This window comes from Brevibacterium sp. UCMA 11754, from assembly GCF_021532275.1.
In the GTDB taxonomy this organism is placed as follows: Bacteria; Actinomycetota; Actinomycetes; order Actinomycetales; family Brevibacteriaceae; genus Brevibacterium.
Genome location: NZ_JACBOT010000031.1, coordinates 375,070 through 394,124, shown reverse-complemented (window position 1 = coordinate 394,124; position 19,055 = coordinate 375,070). Strand labels below are relative to the sequence as shown.

Below are 19,055 nucleotides of genomic sequence, written 5' to 3'. Positions count from 1 at the left end.
CTGCCATCCTGAGCGCGGCGCAGAGCTTGGTCCCTTAATATTGGGAGCCCCATGAGCAACAGATCGGACAGACAGTGAACGCGGACATTCTCACCTCAGTGCTGGTCGGACTGGCGATCCTCGTCGGCTGCCTCGGCATCATCCTGCCCGTTCTGCCGGGATCCATCCTCATCGCGATTGCCGTGCTGGTGTGGGCGATCGTCATCGGCGGGCCGATGGCCTGGATCATCTTCGCCATCGTCGCCGTCTTCGTCGCCGGCGGTATGAGCGCCTCCCTGGTGCTCACGGGCAGAAAGCTCAAGGCGATGAAGGTTCCCAACAGATCCGTGCTGCTGGCGGGTCTCCTGGGTATCATCGGGTTCTTCGTGATTCCCGTCGTCGGCCTGCCGATTGGCTTCATCGCCGGTCTCTACCTCGCCGAACACATGCGCCTTCACGACGCCAAGGAAGCCTGGGATTCCAGCTGGGAATCACTCAAGGCGATCGGCATCGGCACCGCTCTCGAGTTCCTTCTCGCCCTGCTGGCAGCCATCACCTTCGGCATCGGAACCCTCATCCACTTCCTCGGCTGAGGCCCGGGGGCCGGAGCCGGGGGCCACCTGTACCGTCGGGAGCCGGGGGTCACCTGTGCAAAGGGCACCGTTAGTGCGGAAAGCAACCGTTGCAACAAGGAGTTTTCGATCTTGCGGTGCCTCGCGCCGGTTCTTTGCACCGCATCATGCACCGGTAGTCGCACGTCCTCCCGCCGGCCACTTCGCCCACAGACAGTTCAGCACCCCACACCCGCAGCTCCAAAACACCCCTTTGCAATGAGATGTTTTGGAGCTGCGGGTGCGGGGTGCTGAAAGTGTTCGCCGTGAACGGCACCGGACCAGTCGGCACCGGACCCTGCGGCACCCGGGGTGACGAGGCTTCAGGCCAGGGCGTCGATGACGAAGTCGATGCTTGCCAGCAGGGCCTTGACGTCCTCGGGATCGACGGAGACGAACGTTGCGATGCGCAGCTGGTTGCGGCCCAGCTTGCGATAGGGCTCAACGTCGACGATGCCGTTGTTGCGCAGCACCGAGGCGACGAGGGCCGCATCGACCGAATCGTCGAAATCGATGGTGGTCACAACCGAAGAGCGATCCTCAGGGTTCTCGACAAAGGGATGAGCCACCTCGGCGGCATCGGCCCAGTCGTACACGAAACCGGAAGTTTCCCGGGTGCGGGCGGTGGCCCACTCGAGGCCGCCGTTGCCGTTGATCCACTCGATCTGCTCGGCCAGGAGCACCAGCGTCGTCACGGCAGGGGTGTTGTAGGTCTGATCCTTGCGGGAGTTCTCGATCGCGGTCACGAGATCAAGGGACGCGGGGATCCGGCGCCCGGAATCCTTGATCTCCTGGGCACGTGCGATGGCCTTCGGGGACATGATCGCCACCCACAGGCCGCCGTCGGAGCCCATGTTCTTCTGCGGTGCGAAGTAGTAGACGTCGGTCGCGGTGATGTCGACAGGCAGACCACCGGCACCGGACGTGGCGTCGATGACGACGAGCGCGTCTTCGTCGATGTCCTCGGGGCGGGTGATCGTGGTGGCCACACCGGTCGAGGTTTCGTTGTGTGGCCAGGCATAGACGTCTGCCCTGGCTTCGGAGGCCCCGGCCGTCTTGGCCAAGGAAGCGGGGGAGGGGATGGCTGAGGTGCCGGGCTCGGCCTTGAGGATCAGCGAGTCCTGCAGGTGTGGGGCCTCATCGGTGGCCTTGGCGAACTTCTGACCGAACTCGCCGAAGGTCGCGTGTGCGGCCCGCTCGCGCACGAGTCCGAAGGCGGCGACGTCCCAGAAGGCGGTGGATCCGCCGTTGCCGAGGACAACCTCGTAGCCTGAGGGCAGGTTGAAGAGTTCGGCCAGGCCGGTGCGGATGCGACCGACCAGCTTCTTCACGGGTGCTTGGCGGTGGCTGGTGCCCAGCACATCGGCGGCGGAGTTCAGCGCCTCGATCTGGGCTTTGCGGATGCGAGCCGGGCCGGCTCCGAATCGTCCGTCGGCGGGCAGGAGTTCGTCTGGGATCGTTATATTCGTGGCAGTCACGCTCGACATTCTACGACGCACTCACGTGTGGGCAATGACCGGCATCGTCATGAACAGACATGTCAGGTCTGGATCGCGTCGTGTCCGGCGGCGGCTTCGGCGATGCGTTGTGCACTCATGCGACGACGTGTGCAGGCCGCCGATGACTCGTGTCACAGGCTCGCCGTAGAGTGAAGGTATGAGTGAGCCAGTCGACCGATTGCCGCAGACCCGGAAGTCCTACGAGTCACCGACCTTCGACCATCCCGAGGTCTCGCCGCTCGCGCTGTTCCGACAGTGGTACGACGAGGCCGCGGAGCACGTCCGCGAGCCGAACGCGATGACGGTCTCGACCCTCGATGAATGGGGTCCGTCATCACGGATCGTTCTGCTCAAGGGCATCGATGAGACCGGGTTCATGTTCTTCACCGACTACGACTCCGCCAAGGGGCGTCAGCTGCGTGCCGATCCACGAGTGGCCGTGAACTTTCCTTGGCAGGACATGGAACGGCAGGTCAGGATCAGGGGCCTCGCCGAGGAGGTCGCACCCGAGGACTCGGACGCGTACTTCGCCGTGCGCCCCCATGGATCCCAGATTGCGGCCAGTGTGTCGAAGCAGTCCCAGCCCGTCAGCGGACGGGAGCAGATGCAGACAGAATACGATGCCGCCTTCGCAGAGTATGCGGACAAGGAAGTGCCCCGACCCGATCACTGGGGAGGAGTCCGAGTCCGCGTCTTCGAGATCGAGTTCTGGCAGGGACAGAAGAATCGGTTCCACGATCGGTGGGCATTCCGCCGTGCAGATGGCAGTCACGAGCCTGCGGATCTCTCGCAGGAGGCCGCGTGGGACCCTGTCCGTCTCTACCCTTGAAGTGGGCGTCGGCTGAGTCGAGGACGCAGCGAAATAGTCGCCTCACTTCAAGCGTTGAGCGGGCAGGCGGGATCGTGGTCCAGGTGCCGAGGTCGAGGGATCGACCGGGGAATTCCCTCATTGCGCATTCAGCGGTAGACATCAACGTCGGTTGAACATACGTGATTGGACGCACGCGGGATAGGATTGATGCAGAGAACGCCTGAAATGGTCGAATGGGCCTGAAGACGAAGAGTGGAGTGGCTGGTCTGAAGTGAACGACCTCATTGATACAACTGAAATGTACCTCAAGTCGATCATCGAGCTTGAGGAGCAGTCGATCGTGCCGCTGCGCGCTCGGATTGCTGAACGTTTGGATCACTCCGGTCCCACCGTTTCACAGACCGTGGCGCGGATGGAGCGTGACGGACTGCTGCATGTGAGCAACGACCGTCATCTGGAGCTGACGGCCGAGGGGCGTCGGATCGCCACCGAAGTGATGCGCAAGCACAGATTGGCCGAGCGGCTCCTCGCAGACGTCGTCGGACTCGAGTGGGAACTCGTCCACGACGAAGCTTGCCGTTGGGAGCATGTGATGAGCGAGCAGGTCGAACGCAAACTCGTCACCCTGCTCCCCGAGACCGCTTCGGGCCCGTACGGCAACCCGATCCCTGGCCTTGACGTGATCGGTGGAAAGCAGACGCCAGGCACCGAGGTCGTCGATCTGGCGACGGCTGTCGCTCGCGACGGGGCGAAGGAGCTTCGGATCGCCTGGTTGGCAGAACCTCTGCAGGTCGATATCCACCTGCTGCAGCAGTTCCAGGTCGCAGGTGTCCTGCCGGACAGCGATGTGGAGATCTCACGCAACGGCGAGTACATCACGGTCCAGGTTCCGGGTGCACAGGATGTGCTCGACCTGCCGCTGGACACTGCTTCACACGTATTCGCCTACAAGAAGTAAGTTCCCTCCAGAGGCAGTCCTCGGCAAGAAGTGAACTCGGTCGAGTGGTCGGCCCTGTAGAGAGTGAAGCGTCGTCGAGAAGCAAGCCTCGTTGGCAGATCCTGCGCCGAGACAGCCCGGTCACGGCCGATGGTCTCGATCAGGATCGATTTGTTACAAAATGACGTTGAGCACGGCCCAGGGAGTGTCAGAACACCCCTGGGCCGTGTCGTATAACGCGCCAATGTTACGAACATTTACCTGAATTTCAGGCCTCTGACCTGGACATTTATGGAAAACCTCCGTGGTCTCGAGCGAGGTTCGTGACAGAAACGTGACAATCGGTCACTGATTGGTTACAGTTATGGAGGTCGTTCACGAAAGTGACGGCTTTGCCTCGAGAGCCGCGCGCCACGCTCGATGCAAAATTTCTAAGGACCGAGAGTGGCGGTTGGGATCCATTCCAATAGGTGACGAGAGGGAAACGTGGCAATTAAGCAGCATGGCCGTCGCGCCGCTGAAGCCAAGGTCAAGACTCCATTGACCGAACTGACAGAAATCCTGAACGCCAACTCCGCCGTCTTCGGACGCCGTGCAGCCGTTGTCGCTGCCAGCGGTGGTCTGCTCACCGCAGCAGTCCTTCCGGCAGCAGGACAGGGAGCCGACGACAACGTCGCAGTCTCCGCCGAGTCAGAAGCTCAGACACAGGTCGAATTCAAGAACCAGACCGCGACCGTCAATGCTGACGATGATTCCAAGGACAAGGACAAGAAGCAGGACTCCTCCTTCAGCGCCGACGTCCAGACCGTCACCGCCAAGGCTGCTCCGAAGCCTGAGCCGAAGCCAGAGCCCGTTGAGACCGCCGAAGACACTTCAGGCGATTCCGCAAACGCCGGCACCTCAGATTCCGGTGACAAGGGCGAGAGCAAAGACTCCGATGCCGGTTCGATCGACGGCTCCAAGGCCGAGCAGGTCATCGGCTGGGCAGGCAAGGGCGTCGGCACCCCATATGTTTACGGTGGAACCTCGCAGAGCGGCTGGGACTGCTCCGGTTACACCGCCTGGGTCTACGGCAAGGTGGGTGTCAACCTGCCTCGCAGCTCCGGTGCACAGAAGGCCGCCGGCCAGGTCGTCTCCCAGTCGGAGGCCAAGCCCGGTGACCTCATCTGGCACCCAGGTCACGTCGGCATCTACGCCGGTGACGGACAGATGTACGATGCCGGCTCACCAGGGTCAGGCACCTCGAAGCGCAGCTACAGCTGGATGGGTGACGTCACCTTCATCCGCGTTCTCTGATCCAGTTCACACAGAAACTCCCCGCCTGACTCGACGGTCCTCGAGTCAGACGGGGAGTTTCTGCGTACCTGATTGTCAGAGATCCACACGATGCCAGGCCTGTGGTTGAGCTGTCGGCGACGCCACAAGGTGAACGGGAATGAAAGAATCCGTGACGCGAGCGATATGAATTCGGTCACAGGAGAGGGTCGGAGTTAGTCTTAATACGATTGAGTTGGCGTAAGTGATGGGAAATCAGATGGGCCACAGTCGGATAGTGCGAATAGCCGCTCCAGTTTCTGGCGCGGAGTACATATCTGTGTCTGTCCCTTCTTTCGAGGCGTTGTGCTGCGGCACGGCGCCTTTTGCGTTTCCCGGGCCCGTGTCGATCGGCAGGGTCCACGCTCACACGAAGATGAGGGGCGGGATATGAAGACTCTCGTGCTAAATGCCGGATATGAACCACTGTCGATCGTTCCGTTCACCAGGGCAGTGGTCCTGGTGCTCACGGGCAAAGCGACAGTCCTGGCCGCCGAGGACGTTCCGGTGAGATCCGAACATCTGAATCTGGACCAGCCATCAGTCATTCTGCTGACACGTTATGTGAGGCCTCCTCATGACCGCCGGGTCTCCCTTTCCCGGCGGGGTGTGCTGCGCCGCGACAATCACCGCTGTGCCTACTGCGCAAAGCCTGCGACGACGGTTGATCATGTCGTTCCACGCTCGCGTGGCGGGGTCAACAGTTGGGAGAACCTCGTGGCCTGCTGCCGTGAGTGCAACAACCGCAAGGGCAACAGATCGTTGGCCGAGATCGGGTGGAAGCTCAGTTTCCACCCTCAGGAGCCGCGAACCGGTCAATTCTGGATGCGCGGGATCGACAAGCCGGTCGAACAGTGGCGTCCGTTCCTGGAGCTTTCCAGAGCTGCCTGATACACATCGTCCCTGCTCGTCGCCGCAATGTCCGAACTGTGGCTCAATTCGGATAACGATGTGACATAGGCACCGGTGTCCGATCGATTCTGATTTAGGGTGGAAGCGAGAGAAGTTCGCTTCAAGATGAGGAGCTTGCGATGAATGAGCAAGACCGACCCCAGAACGACGATGCAACACCCGCTGGGGAGCCCGAAGCCGTTGTCGTCGGCATCGACGGTTCACCGCCCAGCCGCAATGCTCTGGCGTGGGCAATCCAGGAAGCGAAATCCCTGGACAAGCCGATCCGCCTGGTCGGTGCCTACACGATCCCGAGCGTAGCTGCGGCCGCGATCGATGTCTCCTATGTTCCGATCGACGACACTTCGATCCGGGCGGCGGTGACGAACACACTCAAGGAAGCCGCCGCCGAGGTGAAGTCCGCCGGTGTACCAGTCGAAGCAGTCATTGAGATCGGTGACGCAGCCGGTGTCCTCATTGACGAATCGAAGTCGGGAAGCCTGGCCGTCGTCGGTTCCCGCGGTCGCGGCGGATTCGCCGGGCGACTGCTCGGCACCGTCTCCAGCGCCCTGCCGGCCCACTCCGCCTGCCCGACCGTCGTCGTTCCCACCTCGTGGCAGTCCGATGCGGAGAAGACCGCCCATCCCACATCCTCAAGGCCCATCCGACAGGACGGCATCGTCGTCGAAGAGCCTGACCCCAATGTCGAAGCCATCGAGGGACTGCGTTTCGACGGCAAGGTCGTCGTCGGCGTCGATTCCCTCGGCGCCGAGTCTCCGGCGCTGTGGAAGGCCGCTCGACTGGCCGTGCGCCGGGGATCGCCGCTGCACATCGTCGCCGTCATCACCACGACGGTCATCGGCCCGGAATGGCTGCCGAGCACCGCGGATCTCGAGCGACTGGTCAATGAGGGCGCTGACAAGCTCGTTGTGGCCAAGCAGCGCCTGCAGGCCGAGTTTCCGAACCTCGACGTCACCTGGACCCTGTTCGACGGTCAGCCCGCCGAGGTGCTCGTTCGAGCTTCTGATACCGCCGAGGTGCTTGTCATCGGTTCTCGCGGTCGTGGAGGCTTCGCCGGACTGCTCCTTGGCTCGACCTCACAGTCAGTGCTGCCGTACTCGCAGTGCCCGACCATGGTCGTGCGCGTCACCCGCGACCTCAACAAACGTCGCCACGATGGAGAGGTCCCTGAGCCGGGGCTGTGATGCTTGGCCCCACCGCACCTGGCTCTGGAACCCTGCTGGTCATGGTCAGTCGGCGATAGCCTCGATGACGACGTTGTCGGCTGACCGACCGGAGCTGCGCTGCAGGCACGTGAGGATGACGAGTCGGCCGGGTTCATCGGCCCACACACGATCATCACCGGAGATGTCGTTCTTGGACACAGTGTAGGAGTCGGTCACCGTGTAACTATGGTCTTGGAGAGTGATCGACTCACCCTTTTCAACAGTCGGCTCTCCCGCATCGACATCGATGAGTTTGTTTCCCGGAGCATTGCTGCCTTGCACCGAGTGAATGGCGACAAAGGTCGTGCCGCGTTCGGGATGGTCGGGGGTGCCGTGGTTGCGCACTACATAGCCGTTGCGCAGCCCTGGGGGATTGATTGTGCCGTTGACCTCGGACATGGTTTCCAGCCCGGTATCAAGTCCTACAGAGGGGACTTGGAAATCCCCGTCGAGGGCTTCGATCTGCATGTCCTGGACCTCGGACTTGCTTGGGGGCTCCTCCAGCCGTACGTTGGCGTTGCTTTCGGCGGTGTTCTGTTCATCGGTGAGGCCCTGAGTGAGCATCCATGCACCTGCGCAGATGAGCGCAATGATGACAACTGCGACGGGGACGGACCACCAGTCACGAAAAATTCGTGCCGACATGGTTTCCTTTCATATGTCGGCGGCGGCCACCGGAGCAGTGGCCGCCACCGAGTCATGACTGAAGCGTCAGCTGCCCGTCTTGTGACGGCGAAGTGCTCCGAAGATGAGCCCTCCGGCCACGGTCAGCAATCCGATGCCGCCGACGAGGTTCCAGTTTGGTCCACCGTCGGCCGAGTCAACGTACGCACCGGTCTTCACGACCGGGTTGTCGTCTGGCTTATCAGCCTCGGGAACGGCGATTTCCACGGTCTCCGAGGGCACACCGTATTCATGCGAGAAGGCTTCGTTTGATTCGGAGGCAGGAGCCGAGGCCACGAATGTCACCGACTTCTCCTCGCCGGGCTTGACGAAGTCGGCATCGAGTGCGAGCTCGTCCGTCTCGAAGTCGACGGTACCGTCTTCATCGCAGGTGACATCGGGAGTGAAGGTTTCCAGCAGCTCCGCGTCCTCGGGGACGGTCTCGGACTGAGTGATGGTTCCCTCTTCGGCATACACCTCGACCTTGGCATCTTCGATGTCTTCACCCGGTGCGCAGTGGTCCAGGCGAACCTTGTCGGTGACCTTGGCCGGGAGCTCAGTGATCTCGGTGACCGAGACCTGGGAAGACACCTTCGGGGTGTAGAGGCCCTGGTAGGAATCCGATGCCTGAGCCGTTGTCTCCTGCCCCTCAACGACAGCTTGCAGGCTCGCGCGATCATAATCATCGGCGTCGAAGTCCTTGGGATTCCACTGGGTCACCGAACCGGTCGGCAAACCCGAGAAGGTCACTGATACAGAGATATCGGGAACTTCGTCGGCGAACTCGAGGGGCACCTCGACTGATGATTCGCCGGACGTGATCTCCGTCGTCTCAGGCTTGGCGCCGTCGACAGTGAGCTCACCGTCGAATCCGGGAACGCTGACGCCCTCGGAGTTGACCAGCGAGACAACCGCAGCCGATGAGTCCTCGTCAATGGCGACCTCGGCCTTATAGGTGCCGTCTCCGGCATACTTCGCGGCTTCGTCGCCCATGACTGCCGAGAGGTCGTAGGCCTTGGGAAGTACGTCATCGTAGAACGCGTCTGCACCGATGTCCTTGAGGTTCTGAGAGTCCTCGTTCCACCCGATTCCATCGGTGACCTCTTGCAGGCTGCGGTCATCGAGAATGTCGCGGTGGTCGATTTCATCAGAGCTGTGCACGTGCTCGCCGATGGCCATGTCATGAGCCATCTGATCGGCTTGATCGTCGCGGGGTTCGTCCCATTTCGCGAGGATGTAGGCCAGCTCGGGGGCTTCGACAGATGATCTGCCGCCTTCGTCGTAGCCATTGCCCATAGGCTGGGTCAGGCCCCGGTCGATGCACCAGACACGACTGCCGGAGAGGACACCTGACGAGGGAATGTAGGCGCCGTACATGGTGGCGTTGTCGACGCCGCCCTGGTTGTCAGTCTCTGGGTTTGTGGTGACACCGGTGAAATCAGGTTCGCCCTCGTATGCGCTGAGCTGGGGGCCGAGTTCGGGCGCGGCCATTGCCGGAGACGATAGGAGGGTGCTCCCGGCGATCAGTGCAATCGTTGTGCCGACTACGGGGAGTCGTCTGCGGAGGTGCCGCATATTCTGGTCCTTCCTGGGGTGCGCCACGAGGTGTCGGCCTTCGACTCCGCGTGGTTGGTCGCAAGGCAGGTTGCCGTTGCTCGCTCCCACCTGGATAGTTTAGAGGCAGCAAGGATTATTGTCTTGTTGAGTTGCTGTTGATCTCGCCGTTCGGGTGTTGGCGCCCATCGTCGCCGAGGGTCTGGGGTGTACTCGGAGGTACGACGGCGCACGCGGGCATCGCTGTATCGTCGGATTCCAGGCGCCGATGAGGCCAGGGCGACTGCTGCGGCGGGCCCAGGCAAGCTGGGTGATGAGCTGAGTGCGGGTGCGCAATGTGGAGCGGTCGAAAGGAGATGTGGAGCCGAGAACGGATCTGATCCGCAGTTGTGATGGCGCCCCCGGGCAGATTCGAACTGCCGGCACCCGCTTTAGGAGAGCGGTGCTCTATCCCCTGAGCTACGGGGGCGATGTGGCCTTCTTCGACCACGACCACCCAGTGTAGCGTAGAAGAAACCTGGATGTTTCACGGTGTGCCCGCACCTATTATGTGAAATTTCTCGTTAGGGTCGAATTGTGCCAGATTCCGTTGTTGACGATCAGTTCCCGGAACTCGACGATGTCTTCGCCGAGTGGAAACAGCAGGCTGCCCATCTGGGCGGTCGCGACACCATGCTCCATTTCCGGGATTCGCGTGATGGCAGCATCGATCTCTCCGGAGCGCACCCGTCTGGCCTAGCCCAGCTTCTGGCCGGTCGGGCCACCCGACTCTCCAGCCTGGTCCGCGACCATGAGGTCCTCGCTGACGCACGCCGTCGAGCGAAGACGATCCGGTCGAAGGCCGAGCAGCTAGACAACGAACGCGGAATTCAGACGGCACACCTGGCGATCGGCTTTGCCTCGTGGACCGAAAAGGATTCCAAGTACAAGTTCAACGCCCCCGTAGTGATGCGCCATGTCACTCTCGTTCCCCGCGGCTCCCGCGTCGAGGACTTCGAGATCGTGTTGGGCGACGGAATCATGATCAACCCTGCCTTGGTTCAGCACCTGGCCGAGACCTACGACCTGGACGTTCCCGTCGACGAATGGGTTGACGCCACCGGAGGTCCGCACGGCTTCGACCCAGGGCCGGCCCTCGATCGCCTCCGTGACCTCGCGCAGTCAGTGCCCGGGCTGCGCATCAACCACCGTTTCGTGGTGTCGACATTCGCGAACATTGCGAGCCCGTTCACCACGGACTACCTGCCCACTCAGCACCCGATCCTCCGCGCCCTCGCAGGCGACGAGGACGTGCGAGGGGCGCTCGGCGGCCCGTCCTACGTTCCGGCTCCTCGGCAGGAAGCGCAGCAGGAGCCGCGTCAGGAAGCCTCACCGAGCGCCGACGAACAGCACACCTCTGCCTCGGACGAAGCCGCTGGCGACGAGGATGAGTTCTCTCAGCCGACGGTGCCGATCACAGACGGGTCTCTGCCCGGGGGTGCGAAGGCCCCAGTCGAAGGCTCACGGGAGTCCACTTCGGCCAGCACCGCAAGTGGGACCACGGCAGCCAAGGACACCTCAACCAAGGACACCGAGGCAGGTAGCACTGAGCGTGATGAGCGCGCGCAGTCGGACCACGGCATCGGCGAGACCGCTGCGACAGACTCAACGTCGGCGGGCTCGAAGGCAGATGATTCAGCGGCAGCTACCGCCGAACCCCAGAACACAGAATCTGAGACGGACGTCGACAGCTTCGCGGACTCGGACGCTGTCGAATCCGATGATGATGTCGTTCCGGCCGCACTCAAGGAACCTGTCACCCCTCTCCCTGATCGCAAACCACAGGAAGAGTTCCTCGTCATCGATGTCGATGGCGACCAGCAGGCCGTCGTCGACGCCGCAGTCTCCGGGCAGTCTGTCGTCGTCGACACCCCACCGGGGACCGGGGCCACCCAGGTCGCAGTCGCGGTGGCCACAACACTTGCCCACACAGGAAAGAGCGTTCTTTTCCTGGCGCAGACCGCCGACGCACTCGACGACTTCTCCTCCCGCCTCGGCGAAGTCGGGCTCTCAGAATTCGCCGTGGACACCCGCCAGGGCTCCGGCGAGATCAGAAATCAGCTCATCGGCCTCATCGGATCGGCTGAGAAGGCCGAGCGCCCCGATCTGAGCGGGCTGCTCAATGAACTCAACGAACAGCGCGAGACACTGAACGAACATGTCTCGTCACTGCATCGTCGGCGTGAGCCCTGGGACGTATCCGTCTACGAGACCATGCAGCACCTGGCGGAGCTGACATCCGGCGACGATTCTCCCCAGACTCCAGTCCGGTTCGGTGAAGATATCCTCGAGGCCAGCGATGACCGTCGCAACGCCCTGCGTGGAAAGCTCAGCGAGCTGGCATCGTTGGGTGCCTTCACTCTCGACGTCGAGGACACGGTCTGGTTCGGCGCGGACCTGAAATCGGTCGAAGAAGCCGAAGCCGCACGAACCGTCGCCGAGCGACTGGGCCGGACCATCCCTGATCTGGTCAAGGCCGTCGAGCCGGTCCTGTCCAAAGCCAAACTGAATCCCCGCCGCAATCTCAATGACTGGTCACGCGCGATCAAGGTGCTGCTGCGTGTGCGCGCGACCCTCGACAGCTTCGCCCCTGACATCTACGATCATCGACTCGACGATCTCATCGCCGCGACCGGAACCGCAGAATACCGTTCCGAGGTCGGGGTAGAGATGGGCATGCTTCAGCGCAAGCGCCAAAAGAAGTCCGCGAACGAATTCCTCCGTCCCGGCGCCGAGGTGACAGACCTGCATTCGGCGCTGATCGACGTCCGGTCCCAGCGCATCGTGCTCCAGGACCTCGCAGGGCATGACGGTCGTCCACAGATTCCTCGCGGCGTCCTCGATGCTGATGAGATCCTTCAAGGTGTTGAGGCCGACGTTGCCAAGATCGCACCTATTCTGGAGACCACTCCTGATGGCGGCGATCTGGGATCGATGCTCATCGAAGAGCTGCAGGCGCGGACCGAAGCCATGGGCCGTGATTCTGAGAACCTCGGTGAACTTCCGGAACGGTCCCGCATCCAGCGCGAACTGACCGACGAGGGCCTGTCTGATCTGCTCACTGACCTGCGTCGCCGCAAGGTCGACACCACGCTTGTCGGGCCGGAGTTCGACCTGGCCTACTGGGCGTCGGTTCTGCAGAGGATGGCCAGCGAAGATCCCCAGGTGGGTCGTCACGACGGTGCCGCGCTGCATCAGGTGGCCGAAGGCTTCCGCGAAAATGACCGTGCCTTCGTCGCAGCAGGTGCGAGCCGACTGCGGTACAACCATGCTCAGGGGTGGAAGCGGGGCATCGACAACGACCCGATCTCCGCTGGAGTCATCAAGCAGGAGCTGCTCTCCCCGCACACCTCCGTGCAGACCATGTCGACGAGGGCTCCCGAGCTCCTGACGACGCTTGCCCCGGTCTGGATGGCTAGCCCGTACACGGTGCCCGAACTCTTCTCAGCACTGCCGCTCTTCGACGCTGTGGTCATCGCCGATGCGGGACGTCTCTCGGTCCCCGACGTGGTCCCCGCCATCACTCGGGCCCGTCAGGTCATCTCATTGGGCGACTCCAGACTGCTTGGTCCCCGTCCCTTCACGATCGCGGTCGATCGCTGGGGGATGGACGATGGGAACCATCCGAGCTCAGTGCAGGAGCGCCTCGGCGAATTCCTGCCCCGAATGAAACTGTCGAATTCCTACCGACAGTCACCGGTCGGACTCATCGATCTGGCGAACCGGCACTTCTACGATTCGACGATCACGACGATGCCGACCGCGCACACGGGCGAGGGCACCGGGCTCGAGTTCTCCTACGTCGCCGACGGAAGGGGGCCGACGGACATCGGCACCGGTCGTGTCGAGAGCCCTGACGCCGAGGTCAAGCGGGTCGTCGAGCTCGTGCTCAGGCACGCTCGGAACCGTTCGCGTGAATCCCTGGCCGTCGTCGCGCTCACTGCTCATCACGCTCAGCGCGTTGCCACCGCGATCTCTCGGGCCATGAAGGACCTGCCCTATGTTGCGGCGTTCTTCAACGATTCGAGCAAGGAACCATTTGTGGTCACCGATGCCGAACGCGTACAGGGCATGTCCCGCGATGCGGTGATCTTCACCCTCGGCTTCGGTCGGACAGTTCACGGTCGTGTCATCCACGACTTCGGTGCACTGTCAGGTCCCGACGGCGAGCGGATCCTCGCGGCTACGATGACCCGGGCGCGCAAACGTCTCACCGTGGTCTCCAGCATCGAATCCGATGACTTCGATACGAACAGGCTCAGCGGGGGAGCGGCGCTGCTGCCACGACTGCTCGACGAACTGGCAGGCGGCGGCATCAAGCAGCCGGGCCCACACGGCGAGATCTACGACCCGCTCTTCAACGACATCGCCGATCGTCTGCTGCAGCTTGGCGTGGTCGCTCACGAACATTACAACGGCATCGATCTGGCCGTGGCGAACTCGACTGAGGACGAGCATGGAATGATCATCGCCGTCGCCGGAGACGGACCCGAATACGCATCGGTCCGCAGTCTGCGTCAGCGTGACCGCGTCGTGCCCGAGCAGCTGGCCCGTCGCGGATGGAAGTTCGTGCGCATGTGGTCCACCGACGCGTTCGTCGATCCGCAGTCCGAGACCGAGAAGATCTTCGAAGCCTGGAAGTCCACGGTCGAGAAGATGAGCCCGCAGGCTGTCCTCAATGCGGCTCGTGCGGCCTCGGTCGTCGTGGGCCGCACCGGCAGCCGGCCCAAACTGGTGCCGGGCCTGCCCATGCACAAGTACTCGGGCTCGGGCCTCGATGCAATGATCGACTGGGTCCAGTCCGATGCAGTCGTCCGTGGTGACGGTGAGATCAAGGATCTGCTCCGAACGGCGTTGGCACAGAAGGGCAATTCCGGCCGTGGAGACTCCCAGCTGCAGGCGGCCGTGGACCGCTACCGGCAACGGCATGCACAGGCCAAACGAGTCACCGGCGCCGAGGTGGTGGTTCCCGAATCAGCACAGCACAGTCCGATGGAGGACGAGGTCGTTCCCACCTTCGACACGGGCAAGATCAGGGCCGATGAACTGCGTCAGGCGGGACTGATCGAGACCGCGAGCAATGACCAGGTGCCCAGCTCTGACCAAGTACCGAGCTCTGACCAAGTACCGAGCTCTGACGGGCAGAGTGCGCCGGACGGCACGCAGGGGAATCCGCCTGAGTTCTCCGAGCCCACCGGTGGTGTGCAGGAGGCTGCTTCAAGTGAGTTGGGTGTTGAGAAGGAGCGTCCGAGCGCAGCCGATATCGAGCCGCGCACGGATGACTTGCGCTGAGATGACTGACGAATGCCTCGGGTCACAATCTCCCGAGGGTGAGCATGCACAAGACTCAGAACCTGCTGATCTCTGCGCTGAACGTGCTCCCGATGAGGAGCACGAAACGGAGCATCAGAAGACGGCGCGACTCGAGGCAGCAGTGCGGAAGTATCGTGCCACGCTGCGCAATGAGGCAGAGACTGGCAATGGAGGCTTAAGCGCCGACTATTACCGGTCACAGAAGCCCCCGCACTGGTGATGGGCGGCAGTGATATGCCTCCTTGAGAGGTGCGGAATCTGAGAAGCAGCGAACAGCTGAGATCAACCAAGACGAAGGCCCGCTTCCCCATTGGGGAAACGGGCCTTCGTGGCGCTCGCGTCAATCAGTGGCGCGGGGGCTCTGTCGATTCGGTGTCGTCGAACGGACCGGCCGTGCTGGCAGGACCTTCGGCAGGACCACCGGCGGTTGTGGCCGCCTGGGTCCGGAGGATTTCGCGAATGTCGCCGAGCAGATCCTCGGTGGTCGGAGGAACCTCTTCCTCAGGAGCTCCGCGCTTGCGCAGCTCGTTGAGCTTGTTCATCGGGACGATGATGATGAAGTAGACGACGGCGGCGACGATCAGGAAGTTGATCGCTGCAGTGATCACAGCGCCCAGGTCAATGGTCGTCTCCCGAACGCCTTCCTTGATGGGGAAGGACAGCGCGGGACCTTCCGCGCCACCGACGGCAGCGATCAGCGGGTTGATGATCTTATCGGAGAACGCCGTCACGATTCCAGTGAAGGCGCCGCCGATGATCACCGCGGTTGCGAGTTCGACGACATTCCCTTGGAGAATGAAGTCTCTGAAGCCCTTAAGCATTAGAGGCACCCTTTCGGCATATATGTAAACAATGATGGGGAGTGAAATGCTTCTATTACGATTACATAATACACACAGGTAACTCGACTACACCTCGCGGACATGCGTGCCATCTGGCGCGACAAATCCCAATTGGCCCGACTCGAGACAGTCCAGTTAGCCCGAATGGGGGCAATCCGATTAGCCCAGTTGGGGACAATCCAGTCAGCCCCGGCTGGGTATGTCCCGGTCAGCCGTGCCGGAGCGACCCGGTGAAGTCAGCCGCTGGGTCATAGGGACGTCAGCGGTGGGTCAGCGCGGAAGGATCGCGAAGCTGATCGGCATCCCGGCAAATTCTGCGATGCGTTCGGCATCATCCGAGGACAGTATGACTGAGACAAGCTGCCCTGATTCAGCGGAAATGCCGTCGCCTTTGTCGACCAATCGGGCAATCGTCACTTCCTTCACGACGACATCAGAGCCCCCGTCGGGGAGTGAGCTGAATAGGCGGATGCGCTGTCCTGGCTGTAGGAGTGCTGCCGAAGAATCATCGGCCAAGCGCACAGGCATGAGGAGGTCAGTGCTGCCCTCCGGCAGTGCCTGCTGATCGAGGACCACCGACTGCGTCAACGGCGAACCCTTGGACAAGCCAGCCGAGGTGCGCTTGTGATCGGCGTCCGAGACAGAGGTGAAAGCCTTGTCCGGGACGAGTTGCGAGGGAAACTCGACAACTGTCAGATCCTGAGATCGCAGTTCAGATCCCGGCGGCAGATCTCTGGTGGCAACGACGATGGACGTTCCGCCCTGATTCGGAGTGAGGATCCAGACCACGAGAGCACACGCACAGGCGAAGCAGACAGCGGCGACTATCCGCTGTGGTTTGATCCGTGAGGACTTCGACCAGGTCGATGCTCTGGCTCTGAGGCGCCGCAAGATTCCCATACCTCGAGCCTGGTTGTGCGCAGAAGCTCAGATCAAGAAGGCAGACAATGCCTGTGGACAGCGGTTGTGTGTCCACAGGCGAATCGCACATGAGTCTTCGGTCAATCCACAGCGATCACGCGCACGAGTCGACAGAGCGCGGCTGCGGTGAGAGGGAAGCCGACGGAGTCAGCTGGCGGAAGTGCTGCTCGCCGCCGGAGCGCTCTTGGCCGGTGAGCTGGATGTCGACGAAGACGAGCCCGAGGAGCTCGGCGATTCCTTCGACGAGTCCGATGAGTTGGACGAACTCGAAGAGTCGGAGTTCGAGGAAGAGGGGACTGTGCTCGAATTGCTCGCGCGGGAGTCAGTGGCGTAGAAGCCCGACCCCTTGAAGCTGATCCCCACGGTGCCGAAGACCTTCTTCAGGCGTCCCTGGCACTCGGGGCAGACTGTGAGCGAGTCATCGCTGAAATCTTGATGAATATCAAAAGCGTGACCACAGCTCTTGCAGGCGTAGGAGTAAACGGGCATTCGAGACCTTTCTTCGACGAGAAGATTATAGTCCACCGGACTCGCCCGCGAGTAACGCATGGGGTGAGAGGCTCGAGCCGGCGCCGTCCCGTCCACAGGATCGCACGCGCGAGTCGGCTGCTGTGGCCCCGATCTGAGAACGGCACGAAGCGTGAGAGCGGGCGTGGTCGCATCGCAATCGGTGCTCGCATCTGCCCGAGTCTCGGTTTCGTCGAAGGAGCGAATCAGTTGAAGGAGCGAATCAGTCGAAGGAATGAACACCGTGATCGGTCACGGCCCGAGTGATCTGCAGGTCCCAGGGTTCCGCGGTGAGCTCTGGGAGACTGAGTTCGGTCGAGAAGCAGACTCCGTAGACCACGCTTGCGTGTTCCCTGCCTGTCAGGGGCACTTCGCCGCGCGGGCCGAACGTGCGGTCATAGAAACCGCCGCCGTTGCCCAAGCGGGCGCCGCCGGGCCCGAACCCGAGGGCAGGCACGAACACAAGGTCAGGGGCCACCTCGGCGGACATGAGATCTGCGGCGGTCAACACAGGTGAGGGTTCACGAATTCCCCACCTTCCGCGAGCGTGGAGCGTGGCCATGGACTCGGTGACGGTACCGAACATGAGGGCATGACCGACGGCGGTGACGACAGGAAGGTAGACGGTTCCACCGCGGGCGAGGAACCGATCGATGACCGGATCCAGGTCGGGCTCGCCGGTCAAGGCGGCATAGGCGAGCATCGAATGGCCTGTCAGGTCCAGGTTCGGCCACAGGCTCTCGATGATCTGCCAGGTAGACTCGGCGACCGCCGACTCGCCTTCAACGATCGACGATTTCGCCTCTGTCATCGTTGATTCAACGCCCGCCGCAACCTGAGCCGCGCGTTCGGAACGTATGTGTGCACGCAATTGCGCCTTTGAAGTTTCTGCATCCACGCTCATAAGCCTAATCGCAGCCACATCCTTTGGTTAAGATGAGCGACATGAGTGATGAAACGCAGCGCACAGTGCGCAAGGCCGTGATCCCTGTGGCCGGTCTGGGTACCCGCTTCCTCCCGGCCACAAAGGCGACTCCCAAGGAGATGTTGCCCGTCGTCGACAAGCCGGCCATCCAATACGTCGTCGAAGAGGCAGCCGATGCCGGCCTGCAGGACCTCCTCATGATCACTGGTCGCAACAAGCGACCTCTGGAGGACCACTTCGACCGCGTCGACGGACTCGAAGCCGCATTGGCGAAGAAGGGCGACACAAAGAAACTCGCCGCTGTTCGTCACGCGTCCGAACTCGCCGACATCCACTACGTCCGCCAGGGTGACCCGAAGGGCCTGGGCCACGCCGTGCTCAAGGGCCGCCAGCATGTGGGCCAGGAACCGTTCGCGGTTCTGCTCGGCGACGACCTCATCGACGAACGCAGCCCGATTCTGCCGAAGATGATCGATGTTGCTGAGAAGACCGGCGGCAGCGTCGTCGCGCTCATGGAGGTTCCTCCTGAGGCGATACACCTCTACGGCTGCGCCGCAGTCGAACCCACCTCCGATGACGAAGTCGTCAAGGTCACCGGCCTGGTCGAGAAGCCAGAGCGGAGTGAAGCCCCATCGAATCTTGCGATCATCGGCCGCTACGTCCTCGCACCGGAGATCTTCGACGTCCTCGAAACCACTGAACCGGGGCGCGGCAACGAAATCCAGCTCACCGACGCTCTCCAAGTCCTCGCTGGACAGGAGGGTGGCAACGGGGTCTACGGAGTCGTCTTCAAGGGCGCTCGCTATGACACCGGTGACAAGCTCGACTACCTCAAGGCCGTCGTGCAGATCGCCAGCGCCCGCGAGGACCTGGGTGCTGACCTCAACAGCTGGCTCAAGGAATACGTGGCAACGCTTCCCTGACCGTCGTCAACGTCAATGCACCCCAGCATCACCGCACCCTGATATCACCGCACCCAAGCATCACCGCACCGATGTACCAGCGGACATCACTGATTGAGCA

The 19,055-nt window shown here is 62.2% G+C and carries 15 protein-coding genes, 1 tRNA gene and 1 pseudogene; 9 read left to right on the top strand and 8 right to left on the bottom strand.

Features of this window, described 5'->3' with window-relative positions:
- Window positions 1-74 precede the first annotated feature (74 nt).
- Complete coding sequence (locus HX613_RS18770) at window positions 75-572, top strand: DUF456 domain-containing protein (protein WP_235346739.1); 498 nt, start codon at window positions 75-77, stop codon at window positions 570-572.
- Between the two features lie 341 nt (window positions 573-913).
- On the opposite strand, the gene serC is transcribed toward HX613_RS18770, so the two are convergent.
- The gene (gene serC / locus HX613_RS18765; protein ID WP_235346738.1) at window positions 914-2,068 is read right to left on the bottom strand and encodes a phosphoserine transaminase; all 1,155 of its coding nucleotides are present in this window, start codon (window positions 2,066-2,068) and stop codon (window positions 914-916) included.
- Window positions 2,069-2,246: 178 nt separating this feature from the next.
- Between serC and pdxH the strand changes: the two genes are divergently transcribed.
- The 5 genes from pdxH (at window position 2,247) to HX613_RS18740 (ending at window position 7,247) form a co-directional block, all read left to right on the top strand.
- Entirely contained in the window at window positions 2,247-2,918 is a 672-nt protein-coding gene (pdxH, locus tag HX613_RS18760; RefSeq protein ID WP_235346736.1) for a pyridoxamine 5'-phosphate oxidase, read from the top strand.
- Window positions 2,919-3,171: 253 nt separating this feature from the next.
- Window positions 3,172-3,858 carry a metal-dependent transcriptional regulator gene (locus HX613_RS18755; RefSeq protein WP_235346735.1) on the top strand — a complete coding sequence of 229 codons (687 nt, stop codon included), beginning with the start codon at window positions 3,172-3,174 and terminating at the stop codon, window positions 3,856-3,858.
- A gap of 465 nt (window positions 3,859-4,323) precedes the next feature.
- Window positions 4,324-5,133, top strand: a complete 810-nt coding sequence (locus HX613_RS18750) for a C40 family peptidase (RefSeq protein WP_235346733.1) — start codon at window positions 4,324-4,326, stop codon at window positions 5,131-5,133.
- A gap of 408 nt (window positions 5,134-5,541) precedes the next feature.
- On the top strand, window positions 5,542-6,042 hold the full coding sequence (locus HX613_RS18745) for an HNH endonuclease (RefSeq protein ID WP_143920546.1): 501 nt from the start codon (window positions 5,542-5,544) through the stop codon (window positions 6,040-6,042).
- Window positions 6,043-6,182: 140 nt separating this feature from the next.
- On the top strand, window positions 6,183-7,247 hold the full coding sequence (locus tag HX613_RS18740; RefSeq protein WP_235346732.1) for a universal stress protein: 1,065 nt from the start codon (window positions 6,183-6,185) through the stop codon (window positions 7,245-7,247).
- 45 nt (window positions 7,248-7,292) lie between these two features.
- On the opposite strand, the gene HX613_RS18735 is transcribed toward HX613_RS18740, so the two are convergent.
- The 3 genes from HX613_RS18735 to HX613_RS18725 all read right to left on the bottom strand — a co-directional run bounded on the left by HX613_RS18735 (window position 7,293) and on the right by HX613_RS18725 (window position 9,954).
- Window positions 7,293-7,913 (bottom strand): class F sortase, encoded by a 621-nt coding sequence (locus tag HX613_RS18735; RefSeq protein WP_235346731.1) that lies wholly within the window; start codon window positions 7,911-7,913, stop codon window positions 7,293-7,295.
- Window positions 7,914-7,979: 66 nt separating this feature from the next.
- The gene (locus HX613_RS18730) at window positions 7,980-9,422 is read right to left on the bottom strand and encodes a hypothetical protein (protein ID WP_235346730.1); all 1,443 of its coding nucleotides are present in this window, start codon (window positions 9,420-9,422) and stop codon (window positions 7,980-7,982) included.
- A 456-nt stretch (window positions 9,423-9,878) separates the two neighbouring features.
- A tRNA-Arg gene (locus tag HX613_RS18725) sits at window positions 9,879-9,954 on the bottom strand.
- A gap of 107 nt (window positions 9,955-10,061) precedes the next feature.
- Here HX613_RS18725 and HX613_RS18720 point away from each other — a divergent pair.
- Window positions 10,062-14,816 (top strand): DUF4011 domain-containing protein, encoded by a 4,755-nt coding sequence (locus HX613_RS18720; RefSeq protein ID WP_235346728.1) that lies wholly within the window; start codon window positions 10,062-10,064, stop codon window positions 14,814-14,816.
- A gap of 365 nt (window positions 14,817-15,181) precedes the next feature.
- Here the strand turns inward: HX613_RS18720 and mscL are convergent, their stop codons facing one another.
- Together mscL and HX613_RS18710 are read right to left on the bottom strand one after the other, a co-directional pair.
- Window positions 15,182-15,658, bottom strand: coding sequence for a large conductance mechanosensitive channel protein MscL (mscL, locus tag HX613_RS18715; RefSeq protein WP_235346727.1), 477 nt, complete (start codon window positions 15,656-15,658; stop codon window positions 15,182-15,184).
- Window positions 15,659-15,949: 291 nt separating this feature from the next.
- The gene (locus tag HX613_RS18710) at window positions 15,950-16,579 is read right to left on the bottom strand and encodes an SAF domain-containing protein (RefSeq protein ID WP_235346726.1); all 630 of its coding nucleotides are present in this window, start codon (window positions 16,577-16,579) and stop codon (window positions 15,950-15,952) included.
- Window positions 16,580-16,760: 181 nt separating this feature from the next.
- On the opposite strand from HX613_RS18710, the gene HX613_RS22825 reads away from it, so the two are divergent.
- Window positions 16,761-16,934 (top strand): hypothetical protein, encoded by a 174-nt coding sequence (locus HX613_RS22825; protein ID WP_328284997.1) that lies wholly within the window; start codon window positions 16,761-16,763, stop codon window positions 16,932-16,934.
- Between the two features lie 14 nt (window positions 16,935-16,948).
- Here the strand turns inward: HX613_RS22825 and HX613_RS22820 are convergent.
- Together HX613_RS22820 and HX613_RS18700 are read right to left on the bottom strand one after the other, a co-directional pair.
- A pseudogene (locus HX613_RS22820) lies at window positions 16,949-17,089 on the bottom strand (FmdB family zinc ribbon protein); the annotation flags it as partial.
- 241 nt (window positions 17,090-17,330) lie between these two features.
- Window positions 17,331-18,011, bottom strand: coding sequence for a 5-formyltetrahydrofolate cyclo-ligase (locus HX613_RS18700; RefSeq protein ID WP_235346724.1), 681 nt, complete (start codon window positions 18,009-18,011; stop codon window positions 17,331-17,333).
- Window positions 18,012-18,052: 41 nt separating this feature from the next.
- Here HX613_RS18700 and galU point away from each other — a divergent pair, with 41 nt between their 5' ends.
- Window positions 18,053-18,955: a UTP--glucose-1-phosphate uridylyltransferase GalU gene (galU, locus tag HX613_RS18695; protein WP_235346723.1), complete on the top strand. Its 903-nt coding sequence runs from the start codon at window positions 18,053-18,055 to the stop codon at window positions 18,953-18,955.
- Window positions 18,956-19,055 lie beyond the last annotated feature (100 nt).

Coding starts and splice junctions, on each gene's coding strand:
- HX613_RS18740 (WP_235346732.1), top strand. CDS start 6,183: ATGAATGAGCAAGACCGACCCCAGAACGACGATGCAACACCCGCTGGG.
- HX613_RS18730 (WP_235346730.1), bottom strand. CDS start 9,422: ATGGCCGCGCCCGAACTCGGCCCCCAGCTCAGCGCATACGAGGGCGAA.
- HX613_RS18710 (WP_235346726.1), bottom strand. CDS start 16,579: ATGGGAATCTTGCGGCGCCTCAGAGCCAGAGCATCGACCTGGTCGAAG.
- HX613_RS18735 (WP_235346731.1), bottom strand. CDS start 7,913: ATGTCGGCACGAATTTTTCGTGACTGGTGGTCCGTCCCCGTCGCAGTT.
- HX613_RS18745 (WP_143920546.1), top strand. CDS start 5,542: ATGAAGACTCTCGTGCTAAATGCCGGATATGAACCACTGTCGATCGTT.
- mscL (WP_235346727.1), bottom strand. CDS start 15,658: ATGCTTAAGGGCTTCAGAGACTTCATTCTCCAAGGGAATGTCGTCGAA.
- galU (WP_235346723.1), top strand. CDS start 18,053: ATGAGTGATGAAACGCAGCGCACAGTGCGCAAGGCCGTGATCCCTGTG.
- HX613_RS18700 (WP_235346724.1), bottom strand. CDS start 18,011: ATGAGCGTGGATGCAGAAACTTCAAAGGCGCAATTGCGTGCACACATA.
- pdxH (WP_235346736.1), top strand. CDS start 2,247: ATGAGTGAGCCAGTCGACCGATTGCCGCAGACCCGGAAGTCCTACGAG.